Source organism: Devosia sp. T2-14, assembly GCF_055397495.1.
This window is the reverse complement of sequence record NZ_AP027921.1, coordinates 2320594-2340070: the sequence shown is the minus strand read 5'-3', so window position 1 is coordinate 2340070 and position 19477 is coordinate 2320594. Positions and strand designations below refer to the sequence as shown.

At 64.4% G+C, this 19477-nt stretch carries 15 protein-coding genes; 6 read left to right on the top strand and 9 right to left on the bottom strand.

The features are described 5' to 3' along the window. Positions 1-4: 4 nt before the first annotated feature. Positions 5-1930 carry a DUF5054 domain-containing protein gene (locus ACZ5WT_RS11535; protein ID WP_464283936.1) on the top strand — a complete coding sequence of 642 codons (1926 nt, stop codon included), beginning with the start codon at positions 5-7 and terminating at the stop codon, positions 1928-1930. Between the two features lie 66 nt (positions 1931-1996). Then, complete coding sequence (locus tag ACZ5WT_RS11530) at positions 1997-2833, top strand: ABC transporter ATP-binding protein (RefSeq protein ID WP_464283935.1); 837 nt, start codon at positions 1997-1999, stop codon at positions 2831-2833. Here ACZ5WT_RS11530 and ACZ5WT_RS11525 read toward each other — a convergent pair. From ACZ5WT_RS11525 to ACZ5WT_RS11505, 5 genes are all read right to left on the bottom strand, one after another. After that, on the bottom strand, positions 2830-3540 hold the full coding sequence (locus ACZ5WT_RS11525; protein ID WP_464283934.1) for an ABC transporter ATP-binding protein: 711 nt from the start codon (positions 3538-3540) through the stop codon (positions 2830-2832). The two genes, ACZ5WT_RS11530 and ACZ5WT_RS11525, sit on opposite strands and share 4 nt — an antisense overlap. Further along, on the bottom strand, positions 3521-4282 hold the full coding sequence (locus tag ACZ5WT_RS11520) for an ABC transporter ATP-binding protein (RefSeq protein WP_464283933.1): 762 nt from the start codon (positions 4280-4282) through the stop codon (positions 3521-3523). The genes ACZ5WT_RS11525 and ACZ5WT_RS11520 overlap by 20 nt, the downstream gene beginning before the upstream one ends. Next, complete coding sequence (locus ACZ5WT_RS11515; RefSeq protein WP_464283932.1) at positions 4279-5286, bottom strand: branched-chain amino acid ABC transporter permease; 1008 nt, start codon at positions 5284-5286, stop codon at positions 4279-4281. The genes ACZ5WT_RS11520 and ACZ5WT_RS11515 overlap by 4 nt, the downstream gene beginning before the upstream one ends. Beyond that, positions 5283-6146, bottom strand: a complete 864-nt coding sequence (locus ACZ5WT_RS11510; protein WP_464283931.1) for a branched-chain amino acid ABC transporter permease — start codon at positions 6144-6146, stop codon at positions 5283-5285. Before ACZ5WT_RS11510 ends, ACZ5WT_RS11515 begins: the two co-directional genes overlap by 4 nt. A 127-nt stretch (positions 6147-6273) precedes the next feature. Beyond that, the gene (locus ACZ5WT_RS11505; protein ID WP_464283930.1) at positions 6274-7440 is read right to left on the bottom strand and encodes an ABC transporter substrate-binding protein; all 1167 of its coding nucleotides are present in this window, start codon (positions 7438-7440) and stop codon (positions 6274-6276) included. A 464-nt stretch (positions 7441-7904) separates the two neighbouring features. Between ACZ5WT_RS11505 and ACZ5WT_RS11500 the strand changes: the two genes are divergently transcribed. After that, complete coding sequence (locus ACZ5WT_RS11500; RefSeq protein WP_464283929.1) at positions 7905-10409, top strand: PIG-L family deacetylase; 2505 nt, start codon at positions 7905-7907, stop codon at positions 10407-10409. A gap of 126 nt (positions 10410-10535) precedes the next feature. Here the strand turns inward: ACZ5WT_RS11500 and solA are convergent, their stop codons facing one another. From solA to ACZ5WT_RS11480, 4 genes are read right to left on the bottom strand one after another with little or no spacing between them, the layout of a single operon-like run. After that, positions 10536-11705 carry an N-methyl-L-tryptophan oxidase gene (solA, locus tag ACZ5WT_RS11495; RefSeq protein WP_464283928.1) on the bottom strand — a complete coding sequence of 390 codons (1170 nt, stop codon included), beginning with the start codon at positions 11703-11705 and terminating at the stop codon, positions 10536-10538. Then, positions 11689-12567, bottom strand: coding sequence for a DMT family transporter (locus ACZ5WT_RS11490; RefSeq protein ID WP_464283927.1), 879 nt, complete (start codon positions 12565-12567; stop codon positions 11689-11691). The genes solA and ACZ5WT_RS11490 overlap by 17 nt, the downstream gene beginning before the upstream one ends. Before the next feature lies 1 nt (position 12568). Then, positions 12569-14929 (bottom strand): PIG-L family deacetylase, encoded by a 2361-nt coding sequence (locus ACZ5WT_RS11485; RefSeq protein ID WP_464283926.1) that lies wholly within the window; start codon positions 14927-14929, stop codon positions 12569-12571. A gap of 30 nt (positions 14930-14959) precedes the next feature. Beyond that, complete coding sequence (locus ACZ5WT_RS11480) at positions 14960-16183, bottom strand: ROK family protein (protein WP_464283925.1); 1224 nt, start codon at positions 16181-16183, stop codon at positions 14960-14962. Between the two features lie 197 nt (positions 16184-16380). Between ACZ5WT_RS11480 and ACZ5WT_RS11475 the strand changes: the two genes are divergently transcribed. The 3 genes from ACZ5WT_RS11475 (at position 16381) to ACZ5WT_RS11465 (ending at position 19476) form a co-directional block, all read left to right on the top strand. After that, positions 16381-17616 (top strand): extracellular solute-binding protein, encoded by a 1236-nt coding sequence (locus tag ACZ5WT_RS11475; protein WP_464283924.1) that lies wholly within the window; start codon positions 16381-16383, stop codon positions 17614-17616. Between the two features lie 70 nt (positions 17617-17686). Continuing rightward, positions 17687-18619 (top strand): carbohydrate ABC transporter permease, encoded by a 933-nt coding sequence (locus ACZ5WT_RS11470; protein WP_464283923.1) that lies wholly within the window; start codon positions 17687-17689, stop codon positions 18617-18619. After that, positions 18616-19476, top strand: coding sequence for a carbohydrate ABC transporter permease (locus tag ACZ5WT_RS11465; protein ID WP_464283922.1), 861 nt, complete (start codon positions 18616-18618; stop codon positions 19474-19476). The genes ACZ5WT_RS11470 and ACZ5WT_RS11465 overlap by 4 nt, the downstream gene beginning before the upstream one ends. The last annotated feature ends 1 nt before the right edge of the window (position 19477 follow it).

Sequence of the window (19477 nt, the reverse complement as noted above, 5' to 3'; positions counted from 1 at the left end):
CGACATGACCACACGACGCATCCACCTTGTCTTCAAGACCCATCTCGACATTGGCTTTACCGACCACGCCGAGAAGGTGCGGCGGCAGTATCACGCCCAATTCATTCCGCAGGCGATCAGCACGGGCGAGCATTTCTATGCCGAGAACCTGACAAGCCCTGCCTTCATTTGGACGACCGGCGCCTGGCTGATCTGGGACCACCTCAACAGCCAGGATGCAGCCAGGGTCGCCCGGCTGGAACGGGCCATCGAGCGCGGGCTGATTGCCTGGCACGCCCTGCCCTTCACCACCCATACCGAACTGATGAGCCCGGACCTGTTCCGCGCCGGCTTGAGCTATGGCCAGGAGCTCGACAAGCGGTTTGGCCGCAAGACGATCGCTGCAAAGATGACCGACGTGCCCGGCCACACGCTGGGCATGGTGCCGCTGCTGGCCGAGGCGGGCGTGAAATTCCTGCATCTGGGTGTGAACACGGCGAGCCCGGTGCCGGACGTGCCGCCGATCTTCCGCTGGCGGCCCCCCGATGGCAGCGAAATCGTGGTGATGTATCAGGCTTCCTATGGGGAAACCGACTTCCCGGCCGGTGACGACCTGGGGCTGAGCTTTGCCCATACCAGCGACAATATCGGCCCGCAAAGCGTGGGGCAGACTGTTGAAGCGCTGCGCAATATGGGGCACGCCCAGCCGGGTGCGGAGATCGTCGCCTCGACGCTCGATGCGTTCGGAGCGGAGATGTGGGCGCGGCGCGAGCAGTTCCCGGTGGTGACGACGGAGATCGGCGACAGCTGGATCCACGGCGCGGGCACCGACCCGCACAAGCTGGCGCGCTTCCGGGCGCTGCAGCGGCTCTATGATGGCTTTGATGGCGCGCTGACGCCACAGCGGCAGGCCTTTGGGCGCGGACTGACCATGGTGGCCGAACACACCTGGGGCGTCGACATCAAGACCTACCTGCGCGACGACAAGGCCTGGGACCGGACGGATTTCGAGGCCGCGCGGGCCAGCGACTATCGCTTTGCCTATGCCGAACAATCCTGGGACGAGCAGCGCGGATATCTGACGCGGGCGACCGATGCGCTGGAAGCCGCTGATCGCGCGGCGGCAGATGCAGCGCTCGCCGAACTGGCCTGCCCGGCGGAACCGCAGGGGCTGGCACAGGGAAACGCCCTCACCGTCGACGGCTGGACCGTGACGCTAGACCCGGCGACGGGCGACATCACCGGGCTGACCCGTCCGGATGGGGCCAGCCTTGAAGGCGCCCATGGGCCATTGCTGGCCTATCGGCACGAAAGCTATGACAGCGCTGCCTTGCAGGAGCATCTCGACAGCTATCTGCAGCACCGTCAGGAATGGGCCATTCTGGACCATGACAAGCCGGGGCTGGCACTGGCGAAAACCGCGCGGACTGCCGAGTTTGCGCCGCAGCTGCGGGGCCTTGCCGGGGCGGTTGCCGTGGGCGCGATGCCGGCGGATGGCCATGACGACCTCGGCGCACCGCGGCAGGTGGAATGGTGGTTCCGGCCCATCGACGGCACCCGGATCGAGATCAAGCTGGTGCTGCGCGGCAAGCCCGCCAACCGCATGCCCGAAGCCGGTTTCGTGCACCTGACGCCGGCCGGCGGGACGCAGTGGGACTATCGCAAGATGGGCCTGTGGCAGCCGGTCGACCGGATTGCACGGCGCGGCGGCGGGCAGTTGCAGGCCGTCGAGGCGGTGCGGACCGAAGCCGGCTCGCGGCGCGTGACGCTGACGCCGCTCGATACGGCACTGGTGGCCCCGGCGGGGTCGGCCTTTCTGCCGTTTGCCAGCGAGACCCCGGACCTTTCGGCGGGCGTGCGCTTCAACCTCTACAACAACAAATGGGGCACCAATTTCCCGATGTGGTGGGAAGGCGACTTCGCAACGCGTCTGGTGCTGGCAATCGACTGAAGCCTCGCCCCGTCAAATTGACAGGTTCGCCGGGATTAACTAGCGAACTTGTCCAACGGGGGCGACATGAGCTCAACACCAGACAGGAACCCAGTGGTATCGCCGCGCCTGCGGGCCGAAGCGGTGACGCTGGAATATGGCGAACGCAGGGTTTCCCAAGACCTGACACTCGACATTCCCGACGGGCAATTCACCTGCATCGTGGGGCCCAATGCCTGTGGCAAGTCCACCCTGCTGCGGGCCCTGTCGCGGCTGCTGGTGCCCAGCAGCGGACAGGTGCTGCTCGACGGGCAGCTGATCCACAAGCTTCCGGCCAAGGAGGTGGCGCGACGGCTGGGGCTGCTACCGCAGACCTCGCTCGCGCCCGACGGCATCACTGTGGCCGATCTCGTGGCGCGCGGCCGCTACCCGCACCAGACTTTGCTGCAGCGCTGGTCGGTGAAAGACGAGGCGGCGGTAACGGCGGCCATGGAGGCGACCGGGGTCACCGGGTTGGCGGAACGGCTGGTCGACGAGCTATCGGGCGGGCAGAGGCAGCGGGTGTGGATTGCGATGGTGCTGGCGCAGGAAACACCCATCCTGCTGCTGGACGAGCCGACGACGTTTCTCGACATCGCCCACCAGATCGAGCTGCTGAACCTGCTGCGCCAGCTCAATCGCAGCAATGGACAGACCATTGTGGCGGTGCTGCATGATCTCAACCACGCCAGCCGCTATGGCCACCACATCGTGGCGATGAAGGATGGGGCCATCGCGGCGCAGGGCGCGCCGCGCGACGTGATCACGGCCGCGATGGTGGAAGGCGTGTTCGGCCTGCCCTGCGTCGTGATCGACGACCCGGTGTCTCACACGCCCCTGGTGGTTCCGGCGGAAGACCTCTCGCACAAGACGACGGACCGCTAGTGCCCGACACCGAGGAGCCGGTCGACGGTTTCCGGCTGGGCTTCGAGGTCGGCTGACGTGCCGGACCAAGCGACACGGCCACGCTCCAGGATCACGACATTCTCGGCGAAATCGAGTGCCGCCTTGATGCGCTGCTCGACCAGCAGGATGGTCATGGCCTTGCTCGATGCCAGCTGGGTAAAGGCGGCCATCAGCTCTTCGCAGATAACCGGCGCCAGGCCTTCCAGCGGCTCATCGAGCAGCAGGACGCTGGGCTGGCCGAGGATGGAGCGCGCGGTGGAGAGCATCTGCTGCTCGCCGCCGGAGAGTTGCGAGCCGAGATTGGCCCGCCGCTCCTTGAGGCGCGGGAACATGGCATAGGCTTCTTCGATCGCCGATTTGGGGCGGCTCTTGAGGCCGACGAAGAGGTTTTCTTCCACCGTCAGCGACTTGAAGATCGAGCGGCTCTGCGGCACGTAGCCGAGGCCACCGAGCCCGCGAGCGGGGCCATCCTGCCCGGTGATTTCGGCGCCACCGAGCGTGACGGTGCCGCCATAGTGTTTGGTCTGGCCGGCAATGGTGGCGAACAGCGTCGTCTTGCCCATACCGTTGCGGCCGAGCACGGCCAAGCGCCCGCCTGCGGGAACGGAGAAGCTCACCTCTTCGAGGATGCGCGTGGGACCATAACCCGCGCTCAGCCCCCTGACGTCAAGCGACGCTGCGGTCATCGGCATAGCTCCCCAGATAGGCGGCGCGCACACGCGCATCGTTGGAGACTTCGGTCGGAGTCCCGTCGAAGATGATGGCCCCTGCCGCCAGCACGACGACGCGCTGGGCAAAGCGGAACACGAAATCCATGTCATGCTCGATCATCAGCACCGCCAGATCGGGCGGGAGCTGGGCCAGAGCGCGTTCGATGAGCACGGTATCGGAGCTGGGCACACCGGCGGCGGGCTCATCGAGCAGAAGCACCTTGGGGCGCAGGGCCATGGCGAGCGCGATCTCAAGCAGGCGCTGCTGGCCATAGGCGATCTGGGCGACGGGGACGCGGGCGATCTCGCGCAGGTTAAGCAGGCCGAGAATGTCGGCGATCTCGGCCATCACCTCGGGCATGCCGTGATAATCGGCGAAGATGCGACCGCTCTTGCCCTGCCGCTGCAGAATGCCGAGGGCGACGTGTTCTTCCGGCGTCATTTCGGAGAAGAGGCGCGTGACCTGGAAGCTGCGCACCAGACCCTGCTTGACGCGGGCCGACGGGGACGTGGCGGTGACGTCGTGTCCGTCAAGGTGAACCGAGCCGGCATCGGGCTTGAGCAGGCCGGTCACCAGATTGACGAAGGTGGTCTTGCCGGCGCCGTTGGGACCGATCAGGGCGATGCGGTCGCCCTTTTGCAGGGACAGGGACACATCATTGGTCACGGCGAGGCCGCCGAAGTTCTTCTTGAGGTTCCGGACTTCAAAGACGCTCATGACTTTGCTCCGCGCAGGCGGTTCCAGATCGACTCGGCGGCGCCGGTCAGGCCCTTGGGGGCGAACAGCACGACAGCGACGAGCAGGACGCCGACAATGGTCAGCCAGTGGAAGGGATTGATGGCGGAGACGCGATCTTCGAACCAGACGAAAACCAGTGTGCCGAGCATGGCGCCGAACAGCTTGCCGGTGCCGCCGAGCACCAGCATGACCAGCGCCTCGGCCGAGAGAGTGAAGGACAGGCTATCGAGGCCCACGACCTTGGTGGCGACGGCCGAGAGTGCGCCACCCAGCCCGGCGACGGCACCGGCGATGGCGTACATCTTGACCAGGGTGAAATAGACCGGCGCGCCCATGGCCCGGATACGGACCGGGTCCTGCTTGATGCCGCGGCACAGCATGCCGAAGGGCGAGCGGACGATGATGCGCAGGACGACGAAGACAACCAGCAACAGGACGACGGCCATGATGAAGGCGGTGCGGCCGAAGAGATCGAAGCGGAACATGCCCAGGAGCGGCGACGGGGCGATGCCGGAGAGGCCGTCGCTGCCGCCGGTCCAGGCGGAGAGCTTGTTGGCGGCTTCATGGGCGAGCGACACCACGGCGATAGAAAGGACGAGCTGGCTGAGGCCGTGTCCGCGCAAGATGACGAGGCTGGTGACGGCACCGGCAAGGGCACCGGCGACCGCGCCGATGGCCAGCATCAGCAGCGGATCGGTGACGCCGAACTTGGCGGCGAAAATGCCAGCCGCATAAGCGCCCGCGCCGAACAGGGTGGCATGGCCAAGTGTGGCGACGCCGGAATAGCCGGTGACCAGATCAAGCGAGAGCACCAGCAGCATCACCGCGACGATGCGAGTGAGCAGGGCCAGATTGGTAGGAAACAGAAAAAACAGCACCACAGCCACGGCGGCCACGATCAGCACCGCAATCATGTCCTTGAGGGCGGTGCGGCGCCAGGTATTTGCAGGATCGACAAGGGTGTTCATGCTGGTGTCGCTCATCGGGAACGCCCCATCAGGCCATTGGGGAAAACGCAGACGATCGCGATCACCGCCAGATAAAAGAAGAACTCGCCATATTCGGGCACGAGGTAGCGGCCGGTGGTCTGCACGGCGCCGAGCAGCAGCGCGGCAACCAGCGCGCCGGTGATGGACCCTGCCCCGCCGACCGAGACGACGACGAGGAACGTCACCATGTAATGCAGCGCGTAATAGGGCTCGATGGGCAGCAGTTGCGCACCGACGACACCGCCGAGCGCGGCCAGACCAATCGCGAGGGCGAAGCTGACCGCGTAGACGACGCTGGTCTTGACGCCCAGGGCGCCGGCCATGGCGGCGTCATCGACCGAAGCGCGCAGGCGCACGCCGAAGGCGGTGCGCTCGACGATGAACCAGAGCGCTGCCGCGACGATGGCACCGACGGCAACGGCAAAGAGCTTGTGGGCGGCGATGGTGCGGAAGCCCAGATCAACGGGCCCCTGCAGCGCGGATGGCAGGGCGATGGTCTTGAGGGTGGGGCCGAAAGCGAAATTGGCGATGCCAATGATGGCAAAGGTGATGCCGATGGTCATCAGCACCTGCGTCAGTTCGGGCGCGCCATAGATGCGGCGATAGAGAAAGCGCTCGAGCGGGATGGCGATCAGCACGGTGACGACGACGGCCGCGATCACCGCGACGCCGAAGGGCAGGCCCATCTGCTGGGTAGCGTAGGAGGCGACATAACCGCCGATCATGGCGAAGGCGCCATGGGCAAGGTTCACCACCTTCATCAGGCCCATGGTGACGCTCAGGCCGATAGAGATGACGAACAGCACCATGCCATAGGCGAGGGCATCTGCGGCGATTGAGAGAATGGTTTGCATTCGGGCTTCTACCTCAGGGGCAGGATACCCCCACCTAGCCTCCCCCTGACAGGGGGGAGGGACAGATTGAGCCGAGCCAGGCCTCCCCCTCAGGGGGAGGTTAGGTGCGGGCGCGGGCTAGCAGGATTTACGGAGCCTTCCAGCCGGGATCGCCCTGGTTTTCGAAGGTCTGGATTTCCTTGTTGATGTACTGGCCATCCTGCTGGGCGACTTCGCGCAGGTAGATGTTCTGCGTGAGGTGACGGTTTTCCGGATTGATGGAAACCGGACCGCGCGGGCTGGTCCAGGAGAGGCCCTTGACCGCTTCGACGGCCTTGGCTGCGTCCTGTGTGCCGCCGGTGGCTTCGATCATCTTGGAGATCACATACATGCCGTCAAAGGCGCCGACGGCGGGGAAGCTCAGGTCGGAGGCACTGCCAATGGCCTTGGAGGCCGCTTCGACGAAGGCAGCGTTCTCGGGCGAGTCGTGGCTGACCGCGTAGTGGAAGGTAGTGAGCAGGCCCAGGGCGTTGTCGCCCAGCGCGGCGAGATCGGGTTCCTGGGTCAAATCGCCCGGTGCGAGCAGGGTGACGCCGGCATCCTTGAGGCCGTTTTCGACATAGGCCTGCACGAAGCCCAGGGTCGCCGGGCCGGCGGGCAGGAAGGCGAAGACGGCTTCGGCGCCCGAGTCCTTGATGCGCTGCATCATGGGGCTGAAGTCGTTGGTGTTCATCGGCATGCGCACCGACTCGACGATCTCGCCGCCGGCACCGGTGAAGCCGGCAACGAAAGCCGCTTCGGAGTCGACGCCCGGACCGTAGTCGGACACCACGGTGATGACCTTGTTGATGCCGCGCTCACGCGCCACTGATGCCATCGGGGTCGAGGTCTGCCAGGTGGTGAACGAGGTGCGGACCACGAAGGGGCTCGCATTGACGATGGCCGAGGTTGCCGCATTGAAGACAACCATGGGCACGTTGCCCTCTTCCAGGATCGGCGCGGCGGCCATGGCATCGGGGGTGTAGTAGTAACCGCCCAGATATTGCACGCCTTCGCTGACGATCAGCTCCTGGGTCAGCGCGGCCGACTGCGCGGGATCGGCAGCGGGCAGATCGCGGTAGACGATCTCGATGGTGTCATCACCAACGGTATTGCCGTTGAGGGCAAACCAGGCATCGATGCCAGCCTGGAAATTCTTGCCCTGAAGGGCTGCCGGGCCCGAAAACGGGCCGACAATGCCGACCTTGATCGTATCAGCAAAAGCTACGCTGCTGGTCAGGGCCAGCGCGAGGGTCGCAAGTACCAACTTGGACATATTCACTATCCTCCCTTTGTGGATTGACGCCCACGGTTGCCGGTCTCCACGTCCGACGTGGCGGCATAATGCTTGCTGGGACCGTCAGATGGAAATGAATTCAATTCGCGCTGGCATAACCCATAGGTAATGGGTGCGGGAACCCCAAACAGGCCATCAACGGCGCCCTACCCCGGCTTTTCCAAGGGCTGCGGACGCGGGCGCGCGGCGGACGGAAAAGCGACTTCGGGCCTGACGTGGGCTCCCGGAGAAGTCAGCGGAGGTTCCGCCAGCGACGGACGACAGTTTAAGCTGCGGACAGCACAGGAAAATCCTGCCGGACACCAATTAGCTGAAAGAACAATCAGATATCCCGATTAACACACTTGAGTTAAGTTAATAGGCCTCCCATAGTCCGTGACAGGACTGTCACATCATTTGCCGCAAGGCACAGCAGACGGCCTTAAGGAGAGGAAAAGATATCCATGACTCGATTGACCCGGAGAACCTTCATCGCATCGGTGCCGCCTCTGCTGGCTGCAACGCAGATTCCGGCCTGGGCGGCTCCTGCTTCCCACCTGGAACTGATCGCGGCTCAGAAGGGTGAACCCGCAATCGTCAAGCTGTATCGCCAGCTTGAACGCCTGACCTCGACGGTCACCCTGATGACCACGGGCGCACACCCGGACGACGAGCCCAGCGGCATGCTGGCAGCTTTGCGCCACGTCTACGGCATCCGCCCGGTGCTGTATTGCATCACCCGCGGTGAAGGTGGCCAGAACGCCATCGGTCCGGAACGCGGTTCGGTTCTCGGCGTGCTGCGCACCCGCGAAATGACCGAAGCCTCGCGCTCGCTCGACGCCTCGCTCGCCTTCGGCGGCCAGGGCCACAACGACAGCGTGCATGACTTCGGCTTCTCCAAGGACCCGAACCAGACCATCGACCGCTGGGGCCGTGACCGCGTCATCGAGCGCATGACCTGGGCGTTCCGCTACTACCGTCCTGACGTGATCATGAACTGCTTCCTCGACGTGGGCGGCCAGCATGGTCACCACCGTGCAGCCAACGTCGCGACCTTCGTCGTTGCGGAACTGTCGGGCAATCCGGACGAGTTCTCCAACCAGATCGCAGCCGGCCTCAAGCCGTGGACCGTTCCCAAGATCTACCAGCCGGCCTATGGCGGCGGCGGTGGCGTCTATGACGACGAAACCCCTCCCCCGCCCCAGACCCTGATCGTTCGTGCTCCCGAGCGCGACCCGATCTCGGGCGCAACCTTCCCGCAGATGGGCGAATGGTCGCGTTCGTGCCACCTCACCCAGGGCATGGGCCGCTGGCAGCCTGAGCCGAAGACCGAGTGGGAACTCAACCTGTCGTGGGCTGCCAATGGCGAAGCCGGCAAGAAGGAAGAGGACATCCGCGAAGGCCTGATCGCCACCGTTGGCCACATTGCCGAACTCGACGGCATGCCCGCATCGGCTGCCGACGCTCTGCGCAACGCACAGGGCCTCATCGAAGAAGCCATCGCTGACTACGGCGACCCGGTTTCGGTGCTCGGCAAGCTTGCCGAAATCGGCAAGGCCATGGCCGAAGCCCGCGCCACCCTGCCTGTCGAACTGGAAGACAATGTCGCTCACCGCCTCGATCGCAAGATCAAGGAAGTCGACCTTGCCCTCGCAACCGCTGCCGGCATGAACATCCGTGCCTACACCGATGGCGGCGACCTGCGCCCCGGCCAGGACATCATCGTCAAGACCATCGTCGATGCGCCCGAGACCATCGCAGTCGAAAGCATTGCCGTTGTTGCCCGCGAAGGCATCAGCAGCGAAGCCGCTGAAGACGGCGTGAAGGTGTCGATTGCAGCCGATGCCGACCTGACCAACCCGCTGGCCGAGCAGTTCGACCCGCTGGGCGGCAATGGCGACGCCTTCGTTCGCCTGACGGCAAACATCGGTGGCCACAAGGCGGTGCTGGACATCGACCTGGAAGACGCACTGCGCGTGCTGCCGCAGGCATCGCTCGAGCTCAAGCCAGACGCCGTGGTGTTCAACACCGAGAAGGCAATCGCACCCGTCGCCATGACTGCGGTTGTTGCTGGCGCCACCACGTCCGACCTCGACTTCAACCTGCCCGAAGGCTGGTCGATGACGGCAACCGGTGAAACCGGCGAAGCAGCAGGCTCGTTCGAACTGGCCCCGCCGGCTGATCTGGGCACGACCCGCATCACCATCGCGCCCAAGCTGCTCGACAAGCCCGCCTATGCCATCAACACCTTCTCCTACCCCCATATCGGCAAGTCGGTCGTTCCGACCGAAGTCGCCGTGCCGGTGCAGTCGGTTGGTGCGGTCATTCCGGAAGGCAAGGTCGGCTATATCGGCGGTGGCAACGACAACGTCGCCATCTGGCTCAAGCGCCTCGGTGTGGACCTGAAGGAACTGACCCCCGCGGACATGGAAGCAGGCGCTTATCGCGACCTCGACACCCTGGTCGTCGGCATCTTCTCGTTCGGCCGCCGCAAGGATCTGGTGGCTGCGCTGGAAGGCGTGCATGAGTGGGTCCGCAATGGCGGTCACCTGGTTACGCTCTACCACCGTCCGTCGGACGGCTGGGATCCGGAGAAGACCCCGCTGGCTTTCCTCGAAATCGGTACGCCGTCGATCCGCTACCGTGTGACCGATGCCAAGGCACCGGTGACCGTGCTGGAAGGCGACCACCCGCTGCTCAACTACCCCAACACGATCGGTCAGGAAGACTGGGACAACTGGGACAAGGAGCGTGGGCTCTACTTCGCATCGAAGTGGGACGAGGCCTACAAGCCGCTGCTCGCCATCAATGACGCTGGCGAAGAGCCGCTGGCCGGTTCGCTGCTGTCGGCAGAGATCGGCGAAGGCCGCCACACCCACACCAGCCTCGTGCTGCACCACCAGCTGGACAAGCTGACCCCAGGCGCATTCCGCCTGCTGGCCAACCTGATCCAGCCGGCCAAGCACTAAGCAAGCCATCCGGCCCGCGCCTTCCTCCCTGGCGCGGGCCGTCTCTGGCCGCGGACCAACCAGCGGCAAAAACCCTCGGCCATTTCCATGGCCGAGGGTTACTTTTTTGGCGGACAGAAAGTTGGTCTAGAGCAGGCGCGCCAGGTGGAAGGCGCTGAGATCGATGGCCGGGCGGCCGTCGAGCACCCATTGCGCCGCGCTCTCGCCGATGGCTGCGGAATGCTTGAAGCCGTGCCCCGAGCAGGGTGACACCACCAGCAGATTGGCGTGATCGGGATGCCGATCAATCAGGAAGGCGCTGTCGGCAGTGGCGGTATAGATGCAGGTCGCAGTTTGCACGGGGCGGGCGGTGACGTCGGCAAGCCGTCCGCGCAGGTGGGCGTCGAACATGCGCTGGCTGTCACTGACCGGGACGTGGCGATCGAGATGGTCGGGATCGCTGGCGGCGCCATAGAATTCGTCGGCCGTCTTGACCGACGTGCCGTCGAGCGAGGGGAAGCCGTAGAAGAAGCCATCTTCGCTATCGCCATGCGGCCACATGAAGACCGGCGAGCGCTGCCAGGCGGGCGTTGCATCCTGCTCCAGTGCGAACCAGTGCATGACCTGGCGGGTCGGCTTGAGGATGCGGTCGAAGGGCGCGCCCAGCAGGCCCGGCGCCCACGGCCCGGCCGAGACGATGGCCTCGGCGGCGACGATCTGGCTGCCATCGGCCAGGTGAATGGTGACATCAGACGGACCGGGCTCGATGCGCGTCACCTTCTGGCCGAGCTGCAGGCTGGCACCGAGCTGTCGGGCGCGTTCGAGCTGGGCTTCGACGCAGAGTTCCGGCACAAGGTAGCCGCCGCCGGGCTCGAAATAGCCGATCTCGCTGTCGGTGGGCGTGAGATTTGGGAAGCGATGGCGGATTTCATCGGCGTCGAGGATTTCGTGCGGCACGCCGTAGCGCTCGGCCGCCGCAATCGAGCGACGGATGAAGCCGGTGCGGCCGGGGCGCTCGACGTTGTCGTCGCGCTCGGAGACGATGATGCTGCCCACTTCGTGGAACAGATCCCTGCCCGTTTCGCTTTCCAGTTGGCGCCAGATTTCGTGCGAGCGCGCGGCCAGCGGCACATAGGCCTCGCCCTCGCCGATACCGCGTCTAGTAATACGGGTCTGGCCGTGGGTGGAGCCCAAGGCATGAGGCGGAGCAAAGCGGTCAATCCCCACCACGCGCGCGCCGCGCTGTGCCAGCTGGTAGAGCGCAGCGCTTCCCATGGCGCCGAGGCCGATGACGGCAATATCAAACGTCGCGGACATCTGCAGACGTATCCTTCCGTGGTCGCGGGCGATCCAGCCGCGAGGTGAGCAACAGGGCGAAGATGACGATGGTGATACCCACGACCGTGGTCCAGGAGGGCACTTCGCCAAAGGCGAGATAACCGGCAAGGCTGGCCAGTACGATGGAGAGATAGCCCAGTGGCGCCAGCACATTGGCGGGCGTCGACTGGTAAGCGCGCAGGAAGCAATATTGGCCGACCTGCGCCAGAATGCCGATGGCGAGCAGCAGCGGCCAATCGGTGACGGCCACGGCCTGCCAGCTGAACGCGGCGGGGACCGAGGTGAATAGGGTCAGCCCCACGGTGTAGAACACCATGAGCACGGTGGTGTTCTCATTCTTGAGAGCGCGGGTCTGCACCGTCGCCAACGATCCGAAAAGGACCGACGCGAGGGCGGCGACAATGCCGAAATTCCAGGCGACCTCGCCCGGCGCGACCATGACCAGCACCCCGGCAAAGCCGATGGCAGCGCCGACCCAGCGCCAGGGGCCCGAGCGCTCGCCCAGCAGCCAGGTTGCCAGGGCCAGCACGACGAGCGGGCGCATGAAGCCGATGGCATTGGCGAGCGCCAGCGGCAAAGCGGTCAGCGCGGCGAAATTACCGGTGAGCGCGGCAGTATTGCAGAAGACGCGGAAGGTGTGGCGGCCCCATTGCTTGGTCTGGCGCAGGGCGGCGCGGTGCCGCCACGCCAATGGCAGTACGCTCACCAGCCCGATCAGCGAGCGGATGAACACAATCTGCACGGCCGGATAGCTGGCGCCGCCAAGCTTGACCAGAACGGTCATGACGGTCACCAGCAGCATATCCGCCATCAGCCAATAGAGGCCGGCGCGGGACGTCATATCAGGCGGGCTGCAGCAGGTTTGCAAATAGCCGGAACGCGCCGGGCACCAGTCGATCGAGCTGGTGATGCAGCACGAGGCTGGTATGGGTGTGGCGCCCCTTCCCGATGCGAGCCGAGATGAGAGAGCCGGTAAGGGGAGCTTCACCCGCGTCGCTCATCGACAGCAGCGGCTGATAGACATCATCCCATGACGAGGCGAAGTAGAGGCCGCGCTCCTTGTCCCAGCCATCGAAATCGGCTGCGGTGATCTGGTTCGGCCCGGTGAACAGCGGATGGTCGGGAGCCAGAATCTTCACGGCGGCGGCCGGATTGGTGACGCGCCAGCGCAACGACGGGCTGCCGATGGTGATCGGGCGCGGCGGCGTCTGCTGCGAACGCCAGCCATCGGTGGGGCGATGATAAAGCGTCACCAGATTACCGCCCTGCTCCACCCAGTGGTGCAGGCGCCGATTGGCGACCTGCAGGTCAGGGCGCGTGCCATAGGCGAAGATGCCAACGACGATCGTATCGAAGCCCGAGAGGTCGCCGCCAAGCGCTTCGGCATCGAGCATGACGGGATTGGTGCCCAGCCGTTCGAGCCAGAGGCCGACATTGTCGCTGCCCCCGCCGATATAGCCGATGCGGGCAGACGGGAGCTTCAGATCGAGTGCCAGTACATCGAGCGCGAGCGGGCGCACGAAGCGGGTGCGGCCAATATGAGGATAGGCAATCGGGGTGACCGAATGGGCCTGCTTGCCATCGACACGCACGGGCAGCGTGTAGCGGCCGGGTGGCAGCATGACGTCGGGTGTTACGACCGCACGGGTGTCGTCCACGGTGATATTGAGGCCCAGCACCGAATCGACGCTCACGCCGGACAGCGGGGCATCGGACTTGATCGCGACCGCGCGGCTGTCGCTGGCCGGAAGTGGCAGCACCAGAGCCTCGGAGGCGATGGACAGGGCGTGAGCCGGAGCGACCTCGACACGTTCTTCGGTATCGACGAGGAAGGTCAGCGTTTCGCCTGAAACCGTGGCCTCGACCTGCACGAAGAGGCCGGTATTGCCGCCCATGGAAAGCCAGTTGGGGGCAAAGGCATTGGTGACGGGCGCATCAGGGCGGGCCTTCAGCTCGATGGTGGTGCGGGGGCCGGTGACGCGCTGCGGGGCAGCGGGAGCAAAGGCGGCGCCGGCGATTGCCGTGACGGTGACAGCATCGGCAGTGCCTTTCTCGACTTCGAGCAGCAGTTCGATTGTGTCGCCGGGGGCGATATCGGCAGCGGATACGCTGGCGAGCACTCCGATGCCGGCGGCGAGGGCCATGGCGGCGTCGATTTCGCTCAGCTTGCGGGTGAGGCGGTGGCCGTGGGCAGCCTGCTCGTCGGCAGTAAGAGCAGCGGCCTTGATGGACCGGCGGGCGTCGGCAAGGGCGCCGAAAACCTGCTCGCGATCGGGGAAGGCCGCAATGGCGCGGGCGATTGCGGCATCGGCTGCTGCCAGGTCAGGGCTGGTGCCGAGGTCGGCGAGGCTGGTTGGAAGCGAGGCCGCGATAGTCGGCTCGGCGCCGCCGCCGACCAGATGCAGGGGCCATTGGGTGATGGGCGGATTGCGCCAGTGCCCCATATTCTGGGTGGCATGGTAGGCGCGCGAAATTTCGCCGAGCCGGTCGAAGGAGAGGCCGGTGACACTGTCATTGGCTTCGGCAACCACCGTGGTCGTGGCGGGCGGCGGCGGCACTTCGTCGTCGTAATAGCCGTTTTCGCCGCCCGTCCATGCGGGCAGATAGTACTTGCTGACGCGCCAGGGCAGCAGCCCCTCGGCGGCGTGCTCCGGATAGGCAGCGGGATCGGCAGCCAGCGCCAGGGCGCGTTCGGCGGCCTCGGTCATGGCGCGGTGGTGACCGTGCTGACCGGGTACGTCGAGGAAGGTCGGAATGACGATATCGGGCCGGAACTCGCGATAGGCGCGGACCAGCCGCTCGATGGTGCGATCATCGCCCCAGCGCGCCAGGGTGTCGGGGCCGGATTTGGAGAAACCGAAATCGTGCACCGGATCATCGGGGCCGTGGCCGAGCCAGGCGATATCGGCATCGATCACCCGCGCCGATTCTTCCATTTCACGTGACCGCAGGACACCGAGTACGCCACCGCGCTCAGGCCCAAGCGTGTTCTGTCCGCCTTCGCCGCGCGTCGAGCAGGCGACGATGACGCGCATGCCCATCTGGTGGCGCATGGTGGCCAGCATGCCGTTCTGCTCGTCATCGGGGTGCGCCCCGGTATTCATGACGGTGATGGTGGAGCGCAGGCGCCCCAGCGCACGATGGAACGAGACGAGGTGGGAGGAGGCGGCCTGACGGTGCAGGCGTTCGCGGTCAGTGAGCATCGGACAATCCCGAATCAGGAGGGTAACGCGTCAGTTGGTTGGGTCACCGACGCTGAGATGGGGTGAAACCGTATCGAGCAGCGGCAGCGCCGCTGCACCAAGGGCCGCCGTCAGCAGGCCGGTCTGGCCGCGCAGGACACGCGGCAGCGAGCGCTGCTGGCGAGTCGCGACAGAAACGGGCAGCGGATCGAGCGCCGAAATGACGGCCTCAAGCACCGAATCGGGGAGGCCACCACCAAAGATCACCGTCTCAGGATCGAAAATGTTCTCGAGCATGGCGACGGTGGGCGCCAGATAATCGGCGGCCATGGAGATCCAGGCCAGCAGCGTCGGATCGTTATCGTCGTGCAGCTGCTGGATATCTTCGACCGTCGCCACATAGGTGCCGGCCATGGCCAGCCGCTCGCGCAGTGCAAAGACAGAAACGAAGCGCTCCAAAGCGCCGGCCGCACCGTAGCTGCCGCGGCCCTTGCGCGGTACCAACCCGATATGGCCGATTTCGCCGGCATTGCCGAAGGCGCCACGCAGCGGGCGGCCGTCCTGAATGACGCCAAGGCCGAGACCGACGCCGAAATAGAGATAGCAGAAGGTGCCGAGCTGGCGCCCTGCCCCATAGAGACGCTCGCCAACGACAGCGGCGGTGGCGTCATTTTCGACCACGACATGCTGCCCGGTGGCCTTGGAAAAGAGTTGGACCGGATCGGAGCCCGCCCAGCCGGGCAGCGTCGCGGGACCAACCGAGCTCATGCCCTCGACTTCAAACGGGCCGGGCATCACCACACCGACGCCGAGCAGCTTGCTGGCATCGACGCCAAGCGCGGCCTGCAGCCGGGAAACTTCGGCCGCGACCCTGCCTGGCACCTTGTCGGGACCGGTTTCTTCAAGCGGCACAATGGACTGGCCGCGAATACCACCCGAGAGATCAAGCAGCACGGTCACCATGTGATCGGCGGCGATTTCGACACCGGCGGTCAGGGGGCCATTGGGATTGACGGCAAACTGGATCGGGGGCTGGCCACGGCCGGAGCGCAGGCGGCCGAGCTGGATCAGCAGGCCCTCTTCCAGCAGCTCTTCGACAATATTGGCAACGGCCTGGGGGGTGAGCTGGGCGCGGCGGGCGATCTCGGTGCGGCCGAGATGTTCGTGCAGCCGAATGACTTCAAGGACGACGCGACGATTGTGTGCACGATTGCGCTCGGGATTGGACCCAATGGCAACGCGCTGGCGCAGATTTTCCTTGCTCCGGCTGTTCACTATCGCCTGCCTCCCTCTGGGCGCAGCTAACACGCCTTCATCAATGCAGACTAGACGGGGAACATAATAACTCAAGTAGATTATTTTATTGACAAGCTGCTGTCACATAATGGACGCTAGCTCTGGATTGGCGGTCATGCGCCTTTCTCGAGTTAGAGATGGCTGTCGATGGATCGACGGTCAAACGGAGGATATTAATGTTCACCAAGGCAAAAATGGCCGGGCTTGCAGCCGGTATCAGCTTCCTCGCACTGGGTTCGGCCCAGGCTGTGGAAATTGAGTACTGGCAGTACGTCTTCGACAGCCGCGTCCAGGCAATGGACAAGCTGATCGCAAACTTCGAAGCCGCCAACCCTGACATCACCGTCAAGCAGACGACCTTCCCCTATGCTGACTACCAGACCCGCGTCGTTGCGGCCAAGGTTGCCGGCCAGGGTCCGGACGTCGTGCAGCTGTTCTACGGCTGGCTCGACAACTTCGCCTCCGGCGGCCTGATTCAGCCGCTTGATCCGGCTGTGTTCCCGCATGCCGAGATCGAATCCGAGTTCTTCCCAATCGTGTCGGCAATGAAGCGCGGCGACGACTACTACGGTCTGCCGACCGCAGTGCGTTCGCTTGCCCTGTTCTACAACAAGGCCCTGTTTGCCGAAGCTGGCATCGAAGCGCCGAGCACTCTCGACGAGCTCGTTGCTGCTGCACAGGCAACCACCAAGCGCGACGGCGCTGGCAACATCACCACCGCTGGCATCACCATGGATATGGCTGGCCAGGACCACCACTGGTGGCGTGAAGCCCTCATCCGCCAGAACGGTGGCGTTCCCTACGATGCTGAAGGCAATGTGGCTTACAACGACGCAGCCGGTGCTGCCGCTGTGAAGTTCTACACCGACCTGCAGACCGAGCATAAGGTCGGCCTCGTCGGCTTCATGGACGAAGGTCAGGCAGCGTTCCGCGCTGGCATGGCCGCAATGACCATCGACGGCACGTTCCGCCTTGGCGCATTTGCGTCCAACCCGTTCGAATGGGGCGTCGTCGAACTGCCAGCCAATGCTGACGGCCTGCGTTCGAACTACTCGAGCTACTTCGCAAACGCCATCGGCGCGACCGCAGAAGGCGAAGAGAAGATCGCTGCTGAAAAGTTCCTGGCTTACATCTCCTCGCCCGAAGCGATGGAAATCTGGCTTGAGACCGTTGGCGAGCTCCCCGCCCGCCGCAGCGTTGCACTGACCGAAGCCAACCTGGCTGACCCGATCCGTGCACCGTTCCTCAAGGGCCTGGAATACGCATACACCACCAAGTTTGTGGACGAGGCAGCACAGCGCCAGACCTCCATCGATATGGTGAACCGCGTTCTGCTCGAAGGCCAGTCCATCGAAGATTCGCTGAAGCAGGCCGCTGAGGCCGAGCAGGCAATCCTCGACGCAGCCAAGTAATCGTCATTTCCCTCGAAGCGGCTGGCGACGGAACTCCCGTTGCCAGCCGTTCTCAATCGCAGGAGCGAACATGGCGTCGGCGAACGCACAACCGCACAATGGCTCGGCTCGCTTCTGGGACCGGCTCAATATCAGCACAAAACGGGTGATCTGGGCCTGGGCGTTCCTCGCCATCCCCATCCTCTTCTATGCAGCAATCCGCTTCTATCCCACGGCGCAGGCCTTCTGGCTGTCGCTGACCAACTGGGATCTGCTGCGCCCCGCAAAATTCATCGGTTTCGCGAACTATACCAAGATGTTCGCCGACCCCGCTTTCTGGAAAGTGTTCCAGAACACCACACTTTACCTCGTCGTCGGCACACCAATCAGCCTGCTGATCTCGTTCGTGATCGCCTATTACCTGGACCGCGTGCGCTTCATGCACGGGTTCATCCGCGCCCTGTATTTCCTGCCGTTCCTCACGACCGCAGCGGCCATGGGCTGGGTGTGGCGCTGGTTCTATCAGCCCGTCCCGATCGGCATCATCAACGGCATCCTGAGCTCTGTCGGCCTCGAGCAGCAGCCCTTCCTGCGCTCTACCGCACAGGCGCTGCCCTCCATTCTCGTGCCAGCAATCTGGGCTGGTCTGGGCTTCCAGATCATCATCTTCATGGCCGGCCTTCGCGCCATTCCGGGCACCTTCTATGAAGCCGCACGTATTGACGGTCTTGGTGACTGGGCGATCCTGCGTAAGATCACCGTGCCCCTGCTGAAGCCGACCACGGTCTTCCTCGTGGTGTTCTCGTCCATCGGCTTCCTGCGTATTTTCGACCAGGTCTACAACATGACGAGCAATGACCCCGGTGGTCCGCTCAACTCGACCAAGCCGATCGTGCTCATGATCTACCAGACTGCCTTCTCGTCCTATCAGATGGGCTATGCGGCGGCGCAGACAGTGGTGCTGTTCACCATCCTGCTCATCGTATCCCTGCTCCAGCTCTATGTGCTGAGGGAAAAGAAATGACCGCCACCAACGCTTCGACCACCGAGCTGGCGGCCAACCGCCGCGACATCCGCCCCGGCCGCATCATCGCCTGGACCCTGCTGCTGATCGGCGGGCTCATCATGGTGACGCCCCTGCTCTACATGTTCTCGACCTCGCTCAAAACGGCAGGTCAGGTCTATGATCTCAAGCTGATCCCTTCGGCGCCGACCTTTGAAAACTACATCAAGGTGCTCGGCGACGGGCGCTTCATGCAGTGGTTCCTGAACTCGACCTTCATCGCCGTGACGGTGACGATTTCGAACGTCTTCTTTGACAGCATGGTCGGCTATACGCTGGCCAAGTTCGAGTTCCGTGGCCGCCAGTTCATCTTCCTGGCCATCCTGTCGACCCTGATGATCCCCACCGAAATGCTGGTGATCCCGTGGTACCTGATGTCCAGCCAGCTGGGTTGGCTCAACTCGTACTGGGGCATCATGTTCCCCGGCATGATGACGGCCTTCGGCACCTTCCTGATGAAGCAGTTCTTCGAAGGCGTTCCGAACGACTTCCTGGAAGCTGCACGCGTGGATGGGCTCAACGAGTTCACCATCTGGTGGAAGATCGCGATGCCAATGGTGGTACCCGCTATCTCGGCCCTGGCAATCTTCACCTTCCTGGGCAACTGGACCGCGTTCTTCTGGCCGCTGATCGTCACCACCTCCAAGGAACTCTACACCCTGCCCGTCGGCATCTCGAGCTTCTCGGCCGAGGCGTCGATCCAGTGGGAGCTGATCATGACGGGCGCCGCCATCGGCACCATCCCGACGCTCCTCGTGTTCCTCGTCCTGCAGCGCTACATCGTCCGCGGTGTGATGCTTGCCGGTCTCAAGGGGTAAT